This window comes from Aquirufa sp. Wall-65K1, from assembly GCF_054558475.1.
This window is the reverse complement of record NZ_JBPXKD010000004.1, coordinates 240,303-259,524: the sequence shown is the minus strand read 5'-3', so window position 1 is coordinate 259,524 and position 19,222 is coordinate 240,303. Positions and strand designations below refer to the sequence as shown.

Annotated in this window: 16 protein-coding genes; 7 read left to right on the top strand and 9 right to left on the bottom strand. The window is 38.8% G+C overall.

Going from position 1 to position 19,222, the window contains the following annotated elements; genetic code table 11:
• Position 1 precedes the first annotated feature (1 nt).
• On the bottom strand, positions 2-826 hold the full coding sequence (locus ACST15_RS08490; RefSeq protein ID WP_459454225.1) for an SDR family oxidoreductase: 825 nt from the start codon (positions 824-826) through the stop codon (positions 2-4).
• A 104-nt stretch (positions 827-930) separates the two neighbouring features.
• Between ACST15_RS08490 and hemA the strand changes: the two genes are divergently transcribed.
• From hemA to ACST15_RS08470, 4 genes are all read left to right on the top strand, one after another.
• Entirely contained in the window at positions 931-2,217 is a 1,287-nt protein-coding gene (gene hemA, locus ACST15_RS08485; protein WP_459454224.1) for a glutamyl-tRNA reductase, read from the top strand.
• A gap of 6 nt (positions 2,218-2,223) precedes the next feature.
• Positions 2,224-2,673: a regulatory protein RecX gene (locus ACST15_RS08480; protein WP_459454223.1), complete on the top strand. Its 450-nt coding sequence runs from the start codon at positions 2,224-2,226 to the stop codon at positions 2,671-2,673.
• 220 nt (positions 2,674-2,893) lie between these two features.
• Complete coding sequence (locus tag ACST15_RS08475; protein WP_459454222.1) at positions 2,894-4,072, top strand: pyridoxal phosphate-dependent aminotransferase; 1,179 nt, start codon at positions 2,894-2,896, stop codon at positions 4,070-4,072.
• Positions 4,059-4,922 (top strand): prephenate dehydrogenase, encoded by an 864-nt coding sequence (locus tag ACST15_RS08470; RefSeq protein ID WP_459454221.1) that lies wholly within the window; start codon positions 4,059-4,061, stop codon positions 4,920-4,922. The genes ACST15_RS08475 and ACST15_RS08470 overlap by 14 nt, the downstream gene beginning before the upstream one ends.
• Before the next feature lie 106 nt (positions 4,923-5,028).
• On the opposite strand, the gene ACST15_RS08465 is transcribed toward ACST15_RS08470, so the two are convergent.
• The 4 genes from ACST15_RS08465 to yidD form a co-directional block, all read right to left on the bottom strand.
• On the bottom strand, positions 5,029-6,987 hold the full coding sequence (locus ACST15_RS08465) for a M1 family metallopeptidase (RefSeq protein WP_459454220.1): 1,959 nt from the start codon (positions 6,985-6,987) through the stop codon (positions 5,029-5,031).
• A 14-nt stretch (positions 6,988-7,001) separates the two neighbouring features.
• Positions 7,002-8,783 (bottom strand): acyl-CoA dehydrogenase, encoded by a 1,782-nt coding sequence (locus ACST15_RS08460; RefSeq protein WP_459454219.1) that lies wholly within the window; start codon positions 8,781-8,783, stop codon positions 7,002-7,004.
• 139 nt (positions 8,784-8,922) lie between these two features.
• Entirely contained in the window at positions 8,923-12,234 is a 3,312-nt protein-coding gene (locus tag ACST15_RS08455; RefSeq protein WP_459454218.1) for a VCBS repeat-containing protein, read from the bottom strand.
• Between the two features lie 28 nt (positions 12,235-12,262).
• The gene (gene yidD / locus ACST15_RS08450) at positions 12,263-12,460 is read right to left on the bottom strand and encodes a membrane protein insertion efficiency factor YidD (protein ID WP_459454217.1); all 198 of its coding nucleotides are present in this window, start codon (positions 12,458-12,460) and stop codon (positions 12,263-12,265) included.
• A 156-nt stretch (positions 12,461-12,616) separates the two neighbouring features.
• Between yidD and ACST15_RS08445 the strand changes: the two genes are divergently transcribed.
• Together ACST15_RS08445 and ACST15_RS08440 are read left to right on the top strand one after the other, a co-directional pair.
• Positions 12,617-13,846, top strand: coding sequence for a serine hydrolase domain-containing protein (locus ACST15_RS08445; RefSeq protein WP_459454216.1), 1,230 nt, complete (start codon positions 12,617-12,619; stop codon positions 13,844-13,846).
• 17 nt (positions 13,847-13,863) lie between these two features.
• Entirely contained in the window at positions 13,864-14,376 is a 513-nt protein-coding gene (locus tag ACST15_RS08440) for a nuclear transport factor 2 family protein (protein WP_459454215.1), read from the top strand.
• Between the two features lie 94 nt (positions 14,377-14,470).
• Here ACST15_RS08440 and ACST15_RS08435 read toward each other — a convergent pair whose 3' ends face one another.
• Complete coding sequence (locus ACST15_RS08435; protein WP_459454214.1) at positions 14,471-15,301, bottom strand: inositol oxygenase family protein; 831 nt, start codon at positions 15,299-15,301, stop codon at positions 14,471-14,473.
• A gap of 55 nt (positions 15,302-15,356) precedes the next feature.
• A complete protein-coding gene (locus tag ACST15_RS08430) occupies positions 15,357-15,755 on the bottom strand; it encodes a DUF3592 domain-containing protein (RefSeq protein WP_459454213.1) in 399 nt (132 codons plus the stop codon).
• 378 nt (positions 15,756-16,133) lie between these two features.
• Between ACST15_RS08430 and ACST15_RS08425 the strand changes: the two genes are divergently transcribed.
• Positions 16,134-17,324: a nucleoside permease gene (locus tag ACST15_RS08425; RefSeq protein WP_459454212.1), complete on the top strand. Its 1,191-nt coding sequence runs from the start codon at positions 16,134-16,136 to the stop codon at positions 17,322-17,324.
• Here ACST15_RS08425 and ACST15_RS08420 read toward each other — a convergent pair.
• Complete coding sequence (locus tag ACST15_RS08420) at positions 17,321-18,118, bottom strand: SDR family oxidoreductase (RefSeq protein WP_459454211.1); 798 nt, start codon at positions 18,116-18,118, stop codon at positions 17,321-17,323. The two genes, ACST15_RS08425 and ACST15_RS08420, sit on opposite strands and share 4 nt — an antisense overlap.
• Before the next feature lie 2 nt (positions 18,119-18,120).
• The gene (locus ACST15_RS08415; RefSeq protein ID WP_459454210.1) at positions 18,121-19,215 is read right to left on the bottom strand and encodes a homoserine O-acetyltransferase family protein; all 1,095 of its coding nucleotides are present in this window, start codon (positions 19,213-19,215) and stop codon (positions 18,121-18,123) included.
• Positions 19,216-19,222: the final 7 nt, after the last annotated feature.

Below are 19,222 nucleotides of genomic sequence, written 5' to 3'. Positions count from 1 at the left end.
ATTAAATAAAAAAGTCTGGTATTAGTTCGTGATCACCTAAGCTTGGATTTACTTTATACACCTCAAAATCCGTATAATTTGCTGCACGCAAAACCTCTTCGTCGATGAAAAACTGTCCCGTGGTGCTCACATGATCTTGCTTGAATATTTCATAGGCGGCATCTGCCATGATACTTGGTTTTCTAGCTCGATCTAACATCTCCGAATTGCCCACGGCAAATTCAATGGCTGCGGTAGCTATGATGGTTTTCGGCCAAAGGGAATTAAAAGCTACTTTATTCTTAAACTCCGCTGCCATACCTAGGGTACAGAGTGACATGCTAAATTTTGCCATGGAATAGGCCACATGGTTTTCAAACCAGCGCGCTTCGATGTTCAATGGAGGAGATAGTGTTAGGACATGGGGGTTTGAGGATTTTAATAAATGAGGCAAACAAGCCTTGGATGTCAAAAAAGTTCCTCGAGCATTGACCTGATGCATCAAATCATATTTTTTCATGTCGGTCCATAAGGTACCCGTCAATGAAATAGCCGAAGCATTATTTACCAAGATATCAATCCCCCCAAATGTCTCTACGGCTTTTTCCACCGCTTCAAAAACATGATTTTCATCACGAATATCTAAGACTAATGGTAAGGCTCGGCCGCCTAAACGCTCAATTTCCTCGGCAGCAGAAAAAACCGTACCAGGTAATTTGGGATGTGGTGTGGCTGTTTTGGCAGCAATAACTACGTTTGCGCCCACTGAAGCCATTTTTTTAGCAATTTCAAATCCGATACCCCTGGAGGCACCGGTGATAAAAACTGTCTTGTTGCTGAAGTCCATCGTGTGTTATTTAAACTTTGTCTAATTTACTATTTTCTTGTCAAGACAGTACATAAAATAAATTTTGGTTTGTACTTTTGTTAATTATTTTTCAAAACCACCTAATGTCAATTCCGTTTAAGTCTATCAGTATATCTCATCGCTCTGCTCCTCTCACGATTCGTGAGCAAGTAGCCTTAAATGAGGAAGAAAGTAGAGCCTTTGCTATCAAATGCAAAGACCTTTTTGGATTACAAGAAATGCTGATTGTATCAACCTGCAATCGCACAGAGGTGTATTACAATACCCCGGAAGATATTTCCCAGGACTTAGTTAAAAGTTTATTGATTGAAAAAGGCTTGCATCAAACGCAAGAATACACGCCTTATTTCCATCTTGAATCTGACGCAGAGGCTTCTTTAAGGCATTTATTTGAAGTTGCTACGGGGTTACAGTCTAAAGTGGTAGGGGATTTACAAATCCCTAATCAAATTAAAAAAGCCTACCAACAGTCTGCCGATTTAAATTTAGCAGGACCATATTTGCATCGTTTGATGCATACTATTTTCTATGCTAACAAAAGAGTTGCCCAAGAAACTTCTTTCCGTGATGGAGCGGCTTCTGTTTCTTATGCGACCGTAGCCTTGGCAGAAGAATTGTCTCAGGCCATTGCTCAACCTAAGGTATTGATTTTAGGTTTGGGGGAAATAGGCTTAGACGTATGTAAAAACATGGAGGACAAAGATTTCGCTGAAATCACCATCATGAACCGTACCTTGGAAAAGGCTGAAAAAATAGCACACGATAAACCTTTCCGGGTGGCACCCATCGAGGATTTATGGAAGGAAATTGCACAAGCAGATATTATTATTTCTTCTGTCCGTAACCAAGACCCGATTATCACCCAAGCTGAATTAAAGAAATTATCGATTTTAACTTTCAAATATTTCATTGACCTATCAGTTCCTAGAAGTATTGAGGAAGGCATCGAAAAAATATCAGGTGTTTTATTATACAATATTGACTCATTAAAAGAACGTGCCGACGAAGCCTTGCGCATTCGAATGGCCTCTGTTCCTGATGTACGTAGAATCATCGATGAATCTGTAATTAGTTTCAATGATTGGTCAAAAGAAATGGAAGTTTCTCCTACCATTCACAAACTAAAAAATGCCTTGGAGCAAATCCGTAAAGAAGAAATTAATCGTCATTTGAAAGGATTAAATCCTCAAGAGGCAGAGAAATTAGAAAAGATCACGGCAAGTTTGGTTCAGAAAATCATCAAACAACCTATTATCCATTTAAAAGCTGCTTGTAAGCGAGGAGAATCGGATAGCATGGTGGATGCCTTGAATGATTTATTTAATTTAGAGGCATACGAGGAGGTTGATTCCAACTCACCCATCCAATAATTCCCCATGAAATCGGAGGTTTTACAGAAATTGGCTCGCTACTGCGCCTACCAAGAACGCTGTGTTTGGGAAATCAAAGTGAAATTGGACTCATTTTCTATTTTACCGGAGGATCAACAAGCCTACCTAGATTGGTTAGAAGACAATAATTACCTACATCAAGAGCGCTTTGCTCGCTTATTTGTTCGGTCAAAATTCAATCAAAAATCTTGGGGTAGAAATAAAATAAAATTTGAGTTAAAAAGACTTCAAGTTTCAGATGCTTTGGTACAAGCTGCCTTAGGGGAATTACACGAACTTCCCTATGATTCCACTCTGGAATCCATGATAGTCGAAAAATTTAAACAGCTAAAAGATTCCAATGATTGGGCAAGAAAACAAAAGTGCTACCAATATGCCCTGAGAAAAGGATTTGAGCCTGATTTAATTTCCATGTACATTCAACGACTTTCTTAAGGGCTAAAGGAGAGCAATTTCGGCATGCACCCTATCGAACAGAAAGTTTATGGTTTGCATAAAAACATTTTTTTTATACCTTTGGAACATGATTAAACAATCCACTACCTATTATTACGCTTATTATTACGCAGGATTCACATCTTGCCAATAGGCTATTGTAGGTATTGATTAATTTTAAACTTATTATGAGCCGGCCAGAAGTCGGTTTTTTTGTTTTATGAGCTTCACCATTTCTCCAGCTTCAAGATTACAAGTAGTGCAAGAATACTACTTTTCTACCAAGCTAAAACAGATTGCAGCCTTAAAAGCCTCAGGTATCCCAGTGCTGAACTTGGGAATAGGTAGTCCGGACTTAGCTCCTTCTGATGCGACTATAGAGGCGCTGATAGCTAGCGCCCAGAAAAAAGAAAACCATGCCTATCAAGGATATCAAGGAATTCCCGCACTCCGTGAAGCCTTTTCCCAATTTTATAAAACTCAATATCAAGTAGATATTGACCCCAATACAGAAATCTTACCCCTGATGGGTTCCAAAGAAGGAATCATGCACATAGCTATGGCCTATTTGGAAAAAGGAGATGTCACCTTAATTCCCAACCCTGGATATCCCACCTACCAAGCGGCCTGTGCGCTCACTGGTGCAGAGGTACAAAGCTATGAACTATCTGAGGCAAATGGTTGGCTACCCGACTTAGATGAATTAGCAAAACGAGACCTATCCAAAGTTAAAATCATGTGGGTGAATTACCCCCACATGCCTACTGGTGCTAAAGCCGATTGGGCATTTTTTGAAAAATTACGTGATTTTGCCTTGAAACACGCTATCTTATTGGTCAATGACAACCCCTACAGCTTCATTTTAAATGATCAACCTATCAGCATGTTGAGCATTCCCGGTATGAAGGAAGTAGCGATTGAATTAAACTCTTTGTCTAAATCACATAATATGGCGGGCTGGAGAATTGGAGCTGTCTTGGGAAAACAGAGTTTTTTAGCGCCCATTTTGACTTTTAAATCCAACATGGATTCAGGCATGTTTTTACCTTTGCAAGAGGCAGCCGTAGAAGCTTTAAAAGCAGATGCCTATTGGTTCAAACAACAGAACAAGATTTATTCTGAGCGTCAGCAAGTGGTATTTCAATTAATGGACTTATTAAATTGCTCCTATGATCCTCAACAAAGCGGTATGTTCGTTTGGGCGAAAATCCCCAATACCTACGGAAGCGGATATGAGCTTTCAGATAAAATATTAGAAGAAAATGCCGTGTTCATCACTCCAGGTGGCATATTTGGAAGCCAAGGGAATGGCTATATTCGCGTATCTCTATGTGCCCCCATTTCCCTTTTTGAATCAGCCATTCACCGCATAAAAACACATTCAAATGGAATCAAATAAAGTTGTAGGAATTTTAGGGATCGGTTTAATTGGTGGTTCCATGGCCCTGGGTTTACGTAAAACTGGCTGGGCAAAAGAGTGCATTGGCATTGATACCAATCGTCCAAACCAAAAAAGAGCCTTGGAACTAGGCCTTATAGATCGCTTGCTCCCATTGGATCAAGCCTTACAAGTCATAGACGTGCTGATTATAGCTACTCCCGTAGATAATTTGGTTGAACAATTACCCAAAATTTTGGACCAATTCAATGAAAAACAGATTGTGATTGAAGTGGGATCGACCAAAAGTCCTATTTATGAAGCCTTAAAAAACCACCCAAGAAGAAAACAATTTGTCTCAACTCACCCCATGGCAGGTACTGAATTTTCTGGACCAGAGGCCGCAATCGATGGACTATTTGAAGGCAAACGTTGCGTCATTTGCGACCAGGAATTAAGTGATCCTGATGCCGAAAAAACCATCGAAAGTTTATACCAAGATGGCTTACATATGAATTTGATTTATATGGATTCCATCAGCCATGATGTCCATACAGCCTATATTTCACATATATCGCATATTTGTTCTTTTGCCTTAGCCAATACGGTTTTAGAGAAAGAAAAAGATGAAAAACGAATATTTGAGTTAGCATCCACTGGATTTGAATCTACGGTTCGTTTGGCTAAATCATCCCCAGAAACCTGGATTCAGATATTTCATCAAAACCAAGAAAACTTAATGGATGTCCTGGATGAATACATTAATACGCTATTGAAATACAAAGGATTGATGTTATCAGGTAGTTATGAAAAACTCAAAGAGGAATTAGCGAAAGCCAATGACATTGGGCGAATTCTTAACCGCAAATAAAAGATAAGCTCCAGACTTCTTGCGAGGTCTGGAGCATGTTAGTTGTATTGATGAAAGTATAGTAATAACGAATTAGAACACCAGGTTCAAATGAAATAAATTTCAGCTAGTTTGACTTAGGTGCCCGGTAAGAATAAGGCTTCCAAGTATTATTTTGAGGATTCAAATCAGGAAATACATGATCTGGATCTATAGTAACTGATTTGATTGGCAAAGTAGTATTAGTCTTAAATTCCCAGCTTCCTCCTCGCTGCCAAATTTCCACAGGGAAATTGTATCTTTCTTTTTTACCGTCTGATAATTCGACCTCTACAATGCCCGGCATAATCATTTTATCCAAATTCTTAATGGTTACAATGGCGCCACTGGCTGGATTTTGATCAATGTACACCACATCACTTACACTTTGATCTAACTTCCAAAGTTCAAAAAACCATTGTCTCCAAAACCAGGTTAAATCTTCTCCCGCACCATCTTCCATGGCATGGAAAAAGTCATAAGGAGTAGGGTGCTTAAAGGCCCATTGCTTTATGTAATTCTTGAAAGCATAGTCAAATCGGTCGGGACCTAAAATTTGCTCTCTTAATATTTTTAATCCAAAACCGGGTTTATTGTATGCTTCCCATCCTAAATTTCTAGGTTGAACCACGTCAGGGATCGACATGATTGGATCAGCATTTTCTCTAAACATGGGTTTAGCTATTTGATGCATATCAAACTTACGATTCTTATATTCTCCGTCGTTAAAGGCATCGGTAGAATAAAAGTTGATAAAGGTATTGAAGCCTTCATCCATCCAAGGAAATTTACGCTCATTGCTTCCGACAATCATAGGGAACCAGTTATGACCAAATTCATGATCTGTCACTCCCCATAGTGCGGCCGTTTGGTCACGGAAACCACAGAATATAATTCCTGGATATTCCATGCCTGAAACGATTCCAGCCACATTGGTAGCAGTTGGATACGTATATTCATACAACCACTTAGAATAATATTCAATGGAAGCTTTTACATATTCAGTTGACCTGCCCCAAGAATTTTTACCATTGGATTCCTCTGGATAAACCGAAATAGCCATGCATTTCTTTCCACTAGGTAGGTTAATTCTTGCCGCATCCATGATGAATGATTTCGAGCTAGCAAATGCTACATCACGGGCATTTTGACATTTAAACCTCCAAGTCAAACGATCTTTAGCCGGTTTGGAAGCTGGATTTTTTACTTCATCTTCGCCACGAATAATCACCGTAGTTTCAGAATTAGCTGCAGCATTCCAACGCTTCAATTGTTCTGCTGTGAAAACTTCGGCAGGGTTTTGTAATTCGCCAGAACCGACTACGATATGCGATGCAGGTACATTGATTGAGTATTCAAAATTTCCATATTCTAAATAAAACTCTCCTGCACCTAAATAAGGTAATACGTTCCAACCCTCGATATCATCATAAACGCACATACGCGGGAACCATTGAGCTACTTGGAATATCATTCCATTTTTCGTCTCTTGTAATCCCATGCGATCAGATCCGTTTTGAGGAGAAGTGAAAGAATAAACAATCTTAATTTTTACTTGACCCAATTTTTCAGCCATTGGTTGTGCCAAACGAATCTGCATACGCGTATCCTCCACGATAAAAGGAGTTGCTTTGCCATCTACTAAAACACTCTCAATTTTATATCCACCATCAAAACCAACATTACCAAAACGTCCTCCTGAAATTGGTGTCGTTTTACCTCCTCTGGATTGAGTATTAAAGGAGTTTTGATCTAATTGCAACCAAAGAAAACTTAATTTATCGGGGGAATTATTTTTGTAGGTAATTTCCACATCCCCTGAAATTTTTCTAGCCTCTTCATCCAAACTTACTTGAATTTTATAATCAGCAGCGTTTTGCCAGTAAGATGGGCCCGGAATCCCTGAACCTGATCGATAGGGCGAGTTCGATTGATAATTCCATAAAGGATGAAATAATTCATAGGCACTGTATGCCGACTTCGTTTGAGCCATTCCTGACCAAGTACAAGTCAACAGTAAGCAAGTGAATATTAATACTCTTTTCATATATTTTTCCAATGTTAAGATTCAAACACGGTTAAATTCTCCGTATCCATTAATCGTTTATTTAATCCCAAAGCTTTAGGTACTTCATAGTGATAGAAGAATTTCATGGTATGTAATTTATCCTGATAAAATTCTTTGTCTGCCGCTGAAACGCCACTTTCCAAGGATTTACTAGCTATGGTTCCTTGTTTTATCCATTGCCAAGCCACTACGATTAAACCAAATAACTCCATGTATAGGGTAGAGTCCGCTAAAAACAATTCAGGTTTTCCTTCGCCCGCAATCTTCAATTTGTGCATGGTTACCTGACCCAATTTGCCTACTTCTTGCTCTAATTCGTCTGCATATCGCTTGATTGAGGCTTGTTTTTTTGCCTCCTCAATATCCTTTTGAATTAAGTTCAACAATAATTTTAAGGCCTTACTTTGGTTAGCTGGTATTTCTCTTCCTAACAAAGTCAATCCGTGAATACCGGTAGTTCCTTCATAAATAGACATGATCCGCACATCGCGGGCCATTTGTTCTAAAGGAAAATCTTCCGTATAACCATAACCTCCCAAAACTTGCAATCCCTGATTAACCGCTTGCAAGCCCATCTCCGCAGGATAAGTCTTTGCCACAGGTGTCATCAAATTCAATAAGGTATGGTAGTTTTCAGCCTCCTCTCCACTCAAACATTTGGAATAATCCTCCCACATAAAACATTGGAACAATAATCCCATAGCCCCTTCAACTATGGCCTTTTGGAAATATAACATCCGTTGAACATCTGGATGATTTTTAATCAAAGTAGGAGGCGTTTCTGGGTCTTTATTACTCAATTTACGCCCCTGCGAACGCTCATTGGCATATTGTTTTGAGAAATGATAAGCCGCCGAAGCAATATAAGCCCCTCCCATTCCTACGCCCAAACGCGCTTCGTTCATCATTTGAAACATGTAGGATAAACCTTTGTTAGGCTCACCTACTAAATAGCCGATGGAATCCCCTTTATCTCCAAATGAAAGGTGCAAGGCTGGTGTCCCCTTCTGACCCATTTTATGGTATAAACCCAAGGAAATCACTTCATTGGAAACCCATTGACCATTTTCTTTTCTACGTTTAGGTACCACAAAAAGCGAAATACCTTTCGTTCCTTTCGGAGCACCTTCCAAACGAGCTAAAACCAAGTGAATGATATTTTCAGAAAATTGATTATCACCGCCCGAAATAAAAATCTTTTGTCCTTTTATGGAATAAGTCCCATTGCCTAGATCCTTGGCCTGGGTAGAAACATCATTTAAGGAGCTTCCTGCCTGGGGTTCTGTCAAACACATGGTTCCTGTCCAACGACCATTCAGCATATTGGGCACATAGGCTGCTTTCAACTCTTCAGAGCCAAAAGAGGCAATTAAATGAGCTGCACCATTCGTCAATCCTGTAAACATTACAATGGAATTACTTGCCGCTCCACGAATAAATTCATGAGCTCCACCTACCGTACTTGGTAATTGCTGCCCTCCTTTCTCATAAGAAAATGTTGCACCAACCATGCCAGACTCTCCCATTTCTTTGACATAGGCCTCTGTTGATGGATGCACATGCACCGTTCCATCAATTAATTCAGCCGGATGTCTATCCGTATCAACAAAATGAGGACGTAAGTATTTCTCAGCAATAGATTCTGCTGAGTCCAATACCATGTCAAACATATCGGGAGTATAATCCGCAAAATAAGGGTGTGAACACAAGGAACCGTAGTCCAACACTTCTTTTAAAATAAAGTCGAGATTCCGACGATCGTATTCTTTTGCCATATTGTTATACATTAGGAATCCAAAAATGCAGAAAAAAAATATATTATGCAAGCATACTATATTTCTAGTAAAAGTTCAAAACCAAAGAGCTATTTAAACAGCCCTCAACTGCATTTACCAAAGCAGCTTATCCTATGTATTATTTTTGATGGACCTTAAAGAGTTGCGCCGCTCCGGCATTTTTGGCAAGTAGGATCGAAAAACCATTTGCCCGCGTACGGATTTTAGACATTTTGCGCACTTGTCCAGAATAGTGAAATCCAGTTTCCTTAGATTTTTTAGGTGTATAGATTCTATTGGCATTACCTAATAATAACAAACCGTAATCCGCATCAAATCTCCCCCATTCAGGTAAAACATCAAAGAAATTCCCGGCTAGAAGAATATCCAAATTCCCATCCCGATTAAAATCAGCGGTTTCAATGGCTTTAATTGGAGAAAACTGAGCCTCTTTGGGTAAGTTGGACCAGGTAAAATTTCCTTTTCCATCATTGATTAACAAACTTGATTCGGTCCGTACAATTTGCCTTTGAATACTACCCTTTCTTTCATCAGCTGTGAATAAATCTTGGATGGTCTTATTGGCGAAGTCCAGGTAAGTGGTAAACCTCTTTTTAATTAATGGAATGGCCTTTTGCAATTCACCTTTTAATACCATGGGATAAATATTTCCGTCTTCAGATTTGCTGGAAATAATTTGTTCCAATGTGCCATTTTTATCAAAATCATTCACGTCTAAAATGGCCGGTTTTTCTACTGAGGCGTGAATTTTAGTATTCAAGCCCATGTTTCCTAAAACAAAATCCACATCCCCATCTTGATCTAGATCTGCCGCATGTATCGTATTCCACAATCCACTGGAATTGGGTAGGTTCCCTTCTGAAAGCAATTGCTTCCCTTTTGAATTTTTAAAGATAAAAATACCTCCCCAATCCTGTGAGACTATTAAATCAAGATAGCCATCTCCCTGTATATCTGCCCATACAGCATCGGTTACCATTCCTAAGTCGGAGATACCGGGCATAAATCGCCTACTTTGTTCCGTAAACTGCCCATGTCCGTCATTGACTAAAAAACTGCTCGAAGGACTTAAACCATATTTGGAGGAGATTAGCCTAGATCCAATAAATAAGTCTAGGTCCCCATCCTTATCAAAATCAGCGGCAGCAGCAACAGATCCATTTTCTAGAATTTGAGGAAAACCTGTACTTATTTTAAAATTTCCTTTGCCGTCATTGATATATAATTTATCTCCTAACTCTGGTGATTTAGGGATAAATTCATTACTACCGGTTAACACCAAAAGATCCAGGTCTGTATCCTTATCGGCATCAAAAAAAAGAGCATAAGAGCACTCCAAAGTTGCATCGGAAGCAAAAGCTGGGCTACTTCTTTCGACAAATTTACCTGAGGATTGTTGCAGAAATAATTTCTTTTCTTGCCCCTTTCCTCCCCCTAAATACAAATCATCTAAACCATCTCCATTGACATCGCCTACTGCCAAGCCTGGCCCAAGGGTGGAAAACTTTTGTTTCAATAAAACGTCTCGATCAAAATCATTGAATAAACTTTCTTGGTGTTGATAGTTCAAATTGCCTTGGCTTATATCAGCTATCAAAACTTCCGCTTTAAAGACCTTATTTGCGCTTTGCTTTTGGGCATTTTTATAGTCCAAAACTAGCTGCTGATCCGACTTTGGATTAAGAATCCATTGAACGGCATCGTCTGGCCAAACTACTTTCATGGAATCTATGATCGCGGATTGGCCTAGTCCAAAAACTAATTGATGATCACTTGAAGATTGATAACCTCGATTAGGCATCTGTTGGAGCACCTTCAATGCCCCTTTTTGATATAGGGTAACGGTTGTACCTATACCATTGACATTTTTTGCTGTCCCTTTAAGTTTAATCCTTAAGTAATGGTTTTTTAGCTGCTCAGTACTTTTATTTTTAAAAACTGAAATAGGAGCATTGACATTATTAACCACTAAATCCAAATCACCATCATTATCTAAATCCCCATAGGCTGAACCATTGGAGAAACCCGGCCCACCAAGTCCCCAAGCATCAGCTTGATTGACAAAATTCCAATCTCCTAGATTCTTGAAGGCATAATTTTGAATAGGCACAGAAGGGATTTTATCTGTCAAATCCTTGTAATCAAACTTGACTCCCTTTAATATCTGCTGAACGGTTCTTCTATCCCCTAAAAAATCAACAAAATCCTGATCAGTTAAATCTTTGGCGATACCATTGGCTACGAAAATATCTTTTTTGCCATCATTATCCATATCGAAAATCAAGGCTCCCCAACTCCAATCGGTGGCATGAACTCCGGCTAATTGTCCAATTTCACTAAAGGTCCCGTCGCCATTGTTCAGATGTAAATTATTTCGCATGTATTGATGCCAAAAACCTTGTTTCAACTTCAATTCCATCAAATTATACCCTTCAAATGTACTCGTAGTTTTAAGGCGTTGATCATTTCCGGGCAACATATCGGTCACATAAATATCCAAAAAACCATCATCATTGATGTCAGCAATATCCGCCCCCATGGAACTTGAACTTGTATGAGGCATTTCGTTGACAATATCCTCTTTAAATGTTCCATTTTTCTGATTGATGTACAGATAATCGTGCTCATAAAAGTCATTGGAAATGTAGATATCTGGCCAATTATCATTGTTGACATCGCCAATGGTTATTCCAAGGCCAAACCCAATTAAACTTCCAAAAATCCCTGCTGATTCAGAAACATCCGTGAATTTTATCGAATTACTTAATTCCGAATCATTTCTAAACAATTTATCTCCCCCCAATTTATCCCGTTGATTTCGGGAGTTGGTGTATCCTAACTTACCAAAGGGCGTCAGGCTATTATTCAACAAATACATGTCCAAATCCCCATCTCGGTCATAGTCAAAAAAGGCTGCATGGGTAGAAAAACCACCATCTTCCAATCCTACCTCTTTGGCCACTTCCTTGAAGCGAGGAATTCCGGCTTTAATCCCTTGATTTAGATACAACTGATTACCCCTCAAATCGAGAGAACCTGAATTACAAACATATATGTCCATCAGACCATCGCCATTGATATCAGCAAATGTGACTCCGGTAGACCAAAATTTCTTCCCAACTATTCCTGCCTGTTTAGAAATATCCTCAAAACGCATATTGCCTTTGTTGAGGTATAATTTATTGTCTTCTAAATTAGAGCTTACAAACAAATCAGATAATCCGTCATTGTTCACATCACCGATGGCAACTCCCCCTCCATTGTAAAAATTTCGATAATTGAAAATATTAAAATCTTTACTATCATTGATATTATTGGCAAAATCTATCCCTGTTTCAGATGCAGGCAATTCTTCAAAAAGCGTTTCTTCTTTGTTCGAACATGAAAACAGTAAACAAGAAATTACACTACAATATAAAAGTAAGCGCATAACATTACATTTTCTTAATCATTCCCCCTTAAGGAACTGGGTCATAACCACTGCCTCCCCATGGATGACAACGCGCGATACGTTTCGCAGCTAATTTAGTTCCTTTCCAAATACCATGTTTAAGTAAAGCCTGTTTGGCATATTCAGAACAGGTGGGGGAATACCTACAAGCATTGGGTAAAAATGGAGAAATCATTCCTTGGTAAAGCCGAAGAAGCAATAGCATGAAATGCCTTAATAGAGTTGAAATAAATCCCATTTTTGATGACTGATTTTCAAAAATAAGTCTTTTTCACTCAAATTTATTGGTTTTTACCGCTTTTGAGTTGAAAAAACTATACATTTCTACTATATTGTGTAGCATAAAAAGACTTACCTGTTCATGAAATTGAATCTCCCAAAATCCATCTTTTTATTCTCCCTAAGTGCATTTATCGGGATTCTATCTTGTTCTCATCAACCAGGACACCTTTTTGAATTCAGTTCTGCCACAGAAAAAAGAAATGATAGCATTGCTTCCCTATACAATCCAACGGTTGCAAAGCAGAAAGCTGTCAAATTGGATACTTTTTTTCAAAAATTACATAGCAAAACAGGGTTCAATGGAGTGGTGCTTGTTTCCCAATATGGTAAAATCATTTATAAAAAAGCCTTTGGCTTTGCTAATTACTTCACGAAGAACCCCTTAACCACGCAAACCCATTTTCAGTTGGCCTCTGTTTCCAAACAGTTTACTGCTGTTGCCATCATGCAATTGAAGGAAAAAAATCAGCTTAATTATGATGATCCCATCTATCAGCATATCCCAGGCTTTCCATACGATTCCAGTTTAACCATCCGTAGTTTATTAACACATCGTTCGGGTTTGCCTAACTATGCCTATTGTTTGGATAAATTCTACAATAAGAAAAGCCCACTGACTAATAAAATGGTTGTTGATATGATGATTCGTTTAAAACCTCGAATCGATTATCGTCCTAATGCCAAGTTCAGTTATAACAATACGAATTACCTACTACTAGCCTACATCGTAGAACGTTTAAGTGGGGAAGATTTCCGTGGATATTTGAAAAAGCACATTTTCGAACCAGCAGGAATGCACAACACCTTTGTTTATGACCCCATGCATCCGGAAATGCTAAAAACGGCTGCTACGGGATATTCTCCTAGAAGAGGTCAGCCGGCGGTGGTAGGTTTTGATCATTTAGATGGCGTAGTGGGTGATAAAGGAATTTACTCCACCGTAGATGACATGCACCATTGGGATATGGCCTTGAATAATGAATCCATTGTCAAATTAAGCACTTTGGAAGAAGCTTTTTCACCGCAACATCGCACGCCTAACGTTTTGCCTAAAAACTATGGTTTTGGTTGGAGATTGACTCAGTTAGATAATGGTGAATGGCTTACCTACCATACCGGTTGGTGGCATGGTTTTAAAAACTATTATTTACACAACGCCAAAGATAATTCAGCCATTATTATCCTAGGAAATATGGCCAACCATTCTTTGGGCAGAGTTAATATCGTTCAATCGATTCTATATCCAGAAAAAACAGCTTTATTTATGAAAGGCGAAGCCCTACCGATGGAATTTACCGGTGGGATATAATTTAATTCGACAAAATCATGAAAATTAAAACTACTTTACTCACTTGCCTAGCTTGCCTGTGTTTTAGCACGATGGCTTGGGCACAAGACGACGAGGCCATCAAAAATACGGTCAATGCCTATTTAGATGGAATAACTAAAGGCGATACCGCTTTATTAGGCAAGGCTTTTCATTCAACGGCCATTTTACGAACATTTAATGCAAGCACGGGTAAAATCCAAGATTTCCCGGTTAGAAACTTTATCCGCAATACTCCTGCCGGTGGAGCCAAAGCCACGACCAAATTAGTGGCCTATTCCTATGCTGGAATTTCAGCTACGGCTACGGTAGAACTTGAATTTCAAGATTTCAAATACATTGATTTGTTGAGCTTATTGAAGGTGAATGACGAATGGAAAATTGTTTGTCGGGTTTTTAGTCGGGTTGACAATGACGTTCAAATAAAAGGATCAGCGGGGATAACTGCAGCGAAAACTCCAGCAAATACGAGTAAGAAAGTAGTTAAACCGAAAAAAGATGATGGTTGGTAAAATAGATTTTACTCCATAACAAAAGGTAAAAAGAAAAGCCCAGGCAATGCTTGGGCTTTTCTTTTTACCTTTAATTATTTGTAGCGAATAGGAACTACCAATAGATAGGGCCTTTACCTAAATACTTCTCAACGATTGGCTCATAATAAGGCTTCAACTCGTTGTAATCAGGTACTTTAGGCGATTTGGTATACAAATCGTATTTATTAAAATCTTTGATCCAAGCTAAGTACTGCTCATCCTCAGCATTCATGAATTGCTTGTAAGCACCACCAGTGTGCCAAGGGTAGAAAGAATGGTAACGAATCATGACCATTCCAGCATGAGGAATTTTGTTATCCTTATGATTTTTCAATACCTGATATAGGTACTCATCATGCCCCCAAGCCAATTCTAAATTATCTAAACCACAACCTGGAGCATAAACACCTAAGTCAGTATTGTATAAATCCACCAATGAATCTGGGTTCAAGGCATTGAATTCTGGATATACGCAAGAATCTGGGAATTTACATCCAACGGCAAACACATCGCCTACTAATCCCCATTGTTCTGCTTGAGAGGTTCCATCTTCATCACTTCCAAATAAATACATGGCTTTACCTAAGTCATGAATTAATCCTACTAATTGCATCCAATCCGGACGACCTTCAGCACGAAGACCTTCTGCTGTTTGCAATAAATGGATTACATTGGGAAGATTTAAATCTGGATCACTGACGTCTACCAAAGCATTCAAACGCTCCATCATTTCCCATAAATCCATCGGACGTTCAAAAGTCAAATACTTTTTCTTCATCTTTTGAACATAATCATAGGTTTGACGCGAACGCATCTTTCTATAATGCTCTTTTACTGCAGCTGTAATATCTCCTTGCTCGTAATTTCTGAATTCACTCTTTTCCTTGGCAATAGTAGTTTCCATGGTTCTTTAAATAATTTGAGTTACAAATTACAAACTAAGATTTTAAAAATAAAAATTAGGGATGTATTACTGACAAAATAATCGCGCTAAGCAGCATCAGTAAACCAAGAATAAAAAATACGTTAGGGCTCAAAACGGGTACAGATTGGTCGTTTAATGAGGCCTCATACGGTTTTTCAGATAAATATCGAACTGGTATTTCCTGACCAATCTCATAATTTTTCATCAGACCTCTTTCCGCCTCCCGACGAAATTCAAGTCCATTTACTTGATATGAAACGATTGGAAAATAAATTGGGAAACGACCGGCATGGTCTCCGCGGGCATATCGACGAGAAATCTCTACGACTCTCCCGTAGGTTAATTTACTGTGTTCAATCCATGCTTTCCGTTTTTGGTATAATCTTCCGCCAACACCCAAAAGTACTAGGGCAATGACCGCGAACAGAGCCATAAACAAAAAGGTTGATCCTTGAAAATTACCCGTTGGCCTAGCCGAAATCAAAAAAATAAAATTCAATTCCATGTAACACAAATCCATGAGCGCTTTAATTTCCCTGAATTTTGGCCAAACTAACAACAAATATCACTGAAAATCAAATACTTAAGATTTTGAGTTAAATAGTTACTTAATGACTATTTTAGCTGTTTTTTGAAATATTTTTGTCATTTTTCTGTTTTAGTGTTTAAAATTTTAGCCTTTAAATAAAAAAAATGGGAAAAAGCTATTAGAAGAGTTCAAAATAATCATCAATAGAGGCTAAAAATTATTTTCTAAAAGAAGTAAAATTCATTCAAATTTGTATTTTTGGCTCACTCAAAACACGCTAAAATGAAAAACAGCACTCGAATTCAATTAATGACCATGATGTTTCTCATGTTCTTTTCTTGGGGATCATGGTATGGTCAAATGAGTAAATACCTATTAACCACCTTACATGCCACGGGAGATCAAGTAGGAAATGCCTATACTACTTTTTCAATTGCCTGTATTAGCGCTCCGTTTTTTGTTGGATTAATTGCCGATCGTTTTTTTTCTGCCCAAAAAGTAATGGGGGTTTTAAATATATTGGGGGGTATAATCTTGTATTTCTTGAGTCAAAATAAAGACCCAGAAACGTTCTTTTGGTATATCCTAGCTTACACGCTATGTTTTGCTCCAAACCTAGCGCTCTCTAATTCCATCGCGATGAATCAAATGAATAATCCAGAAAAAGAGTTTCCTAGTATTCGAGTAACGGGAACAGTGGCCTGGATTGTTGTGACCAATATCATCGGTTTTTTGGCCTTAGGAGATCAGGTAGCTATATTTCAGATATCCATGATAAGTTCTTTTATTTTGGGAATTTATGCGTTCTTTCTACCAGACACTCCTCCCAAGGCAGACAAAAATTCATCCATTGGACAAATCATAGGAATCGATGCCTTACAACTTTTCAAGGATCGATCCTTCCTCATTTTCTTTGTTTCCTCTATTTTAATTTGCATTCCGCTATCCTTTTATTATGCCTTAGCCAATCCTTCATTAACAGATTCTCACATGCAAAATGTAGAGAACAAAATGTCGTTTGGTCAAGCATCTGAGGTCATTTTCATGTTATTAATTCCTGTAGCCTTTACACGTTTAGGTGTTAAAAAGATGTTGATTGTAGGTTTGATAGCTTGGGTTATCCGATTCCTGTGCTTCGGTTATGGAGATGGAATAAGTTCTGAATGGATTTTATTCTTGGGCATTATTCTACATGGAGTTTGTTACGATTTTTTCTTTGTGACAGGTCAAATCTATACCGATCAAAAAGCGGGGGAAAAAGTAAAAAATTCAGCCCAAGGTTTGATTACACTTGCCACGTACGGGGTTGGAATGGGCATTGGCTCCAAACTATCAGGAATAATTTTGGACCATTATACGGTTAATGGAGTACATAACTGGCAGGCAGTCTGGATGGTTCCTGCAGCCATAGCTGGCTTGGTACTGGTTTTATTTATTCTTTTCTTCAGTGAAAAAAAAGAAGTTGTAGCTTAGGTATTTTTGATTTTACGGATCATCCAAAATAATAAAGATGGACTGAGGCGCTTGACAAACAAACCAAGCGCTTCCAGTTTTCCTCCGATGAAATATTCATTTTTTTGTAGAAAAACGGCCTGCACTATCCCTTTCGCTGTAATATTTGGGTCTAGACCTTTCGCTTGGTTAGGGTCCATTTTTCCATAAGCTTGGCCATGTTCATTCATGGCATGTAAGGATATATTGGTCTTGATGTATCCGGGTAAAATTGTACAAACCTTGATCCCAAGATCATGAACTTCTGCACGAACAGCGTCAAAAAAACCAATTAGGGCATGTTTGGAAGCTCCATAAGCCCCCCTTCTTGGAGTGGATATTCGGCCCGCAACCGATGCAATAGGTACGAAGGTACCTGAACCCTGCTTTTTAAAAACGGGTAATAGTTTTTGAGTCAGAGACACAATCGAGAAAAAATTGATTTCAAATAATTTCCTGTAGACATCGAATTGGGTGTCCTCTACAAAAGATCGCTGACTAATTCCTGCATTAAGTACCATGATGTCTACTCGCCCAAAAGTAGATAAGACCTGTTCTAGCATGGCATCATGCAGCTCCAATTGAACCATATCAAAAGGCAAGACCAAAACACTATGTCCATACGTTTGACATTGGTTAGCTACTCTTTGTAATTCTGACTCCCTGCGAGCGGACAGTACGAGATGAGCACCTTCTTGAGCAAAGGCATGCGCTAAGGCCTCTCCAATGCCTGAGGAAGCACCGGTGATCCAAACAACTTGGTTGTTAAATTTCATGATTACGAAGCGTAAGAAATATGTCTAATTTCTAATTCCTTGAAAAAGTCGGCCATGGGATTCACTTCCAAACGAAGCAGTTTTTGCCATAAACGAATGGCTTTAGTCATCAAACCGCTCTCAATTAAAAAACCATCGTGGCCATAAAGAGAGTCGATTACTTGGAAAGATGCTCCAGGAATATGTTTGGCTAAATATTCTTGCTCCACAATAGGAAATAAAGCATCTGATTTAATACCAATGACTAAGGTCTTTGACTTTACCGACTTCAATGCTTTGATAACTCCCCCTCTATTTCTCCCCACATCTTGGGAGTCCATCATTTTTGACAAAATATAATAGGAATAGGCATTAAATCTGCCAGCTAGTTTTTCACCTTGGTAACGCTGGTAAGATATGGCACGAAGCGATTCTCCCGTCGAGTTTTCTTGTCGGGCCTGTGTGATTTGATAGGTTTCGTAATTACGGTAAGAAATTAAAGCGGTTGCTCTGGCGGCTTTCATTCCTTCAATTCCAGCTCTTGGTTGAGATTCTTTCCAGGTAGGATCCACCTCAATGGACATTCTTTGGGATTCATTGAAAGCGATTCCCCAAGGAGAATGCACGGCATTAGTGGCAATTAATATAAGGTTCTCGATTAAATCAGGCTGAATGATGGCCCATTCTAGGGCTTGTTGACCACCCAAAGAACCACCGATACACGTTTTAATCCGATCAATGCCTAAATCCTTTCTGAGCAGGTCAAAACTATGGACAACATCTCGAATGGTGACTGTGGGGAAACTATGGTAATAAGGTTCATTGCTTAATGGATTGGTAGAAAGCGGCCCAGTAGAACCGTAATGTGAACCTAATATATTGCAACAAACGATAAAATGATTTTCCGGGTTAAATAATTTACCTGAACCAACCAAGCCTTGCCACCAATCAGAGACTTCATGACTACCGGTAAAGGCATGACATACCCAGACCACATTATCTTTTGCGGCATTTAATTTACCCATGGTTTCATAGGCTAATTGAATGGAAGGAAGAACGCCACCCATTTCTAGCGCAAAAGAAGAGGAAGAATGAAATTGATGAAACTCAGCTTGCATGTACAAT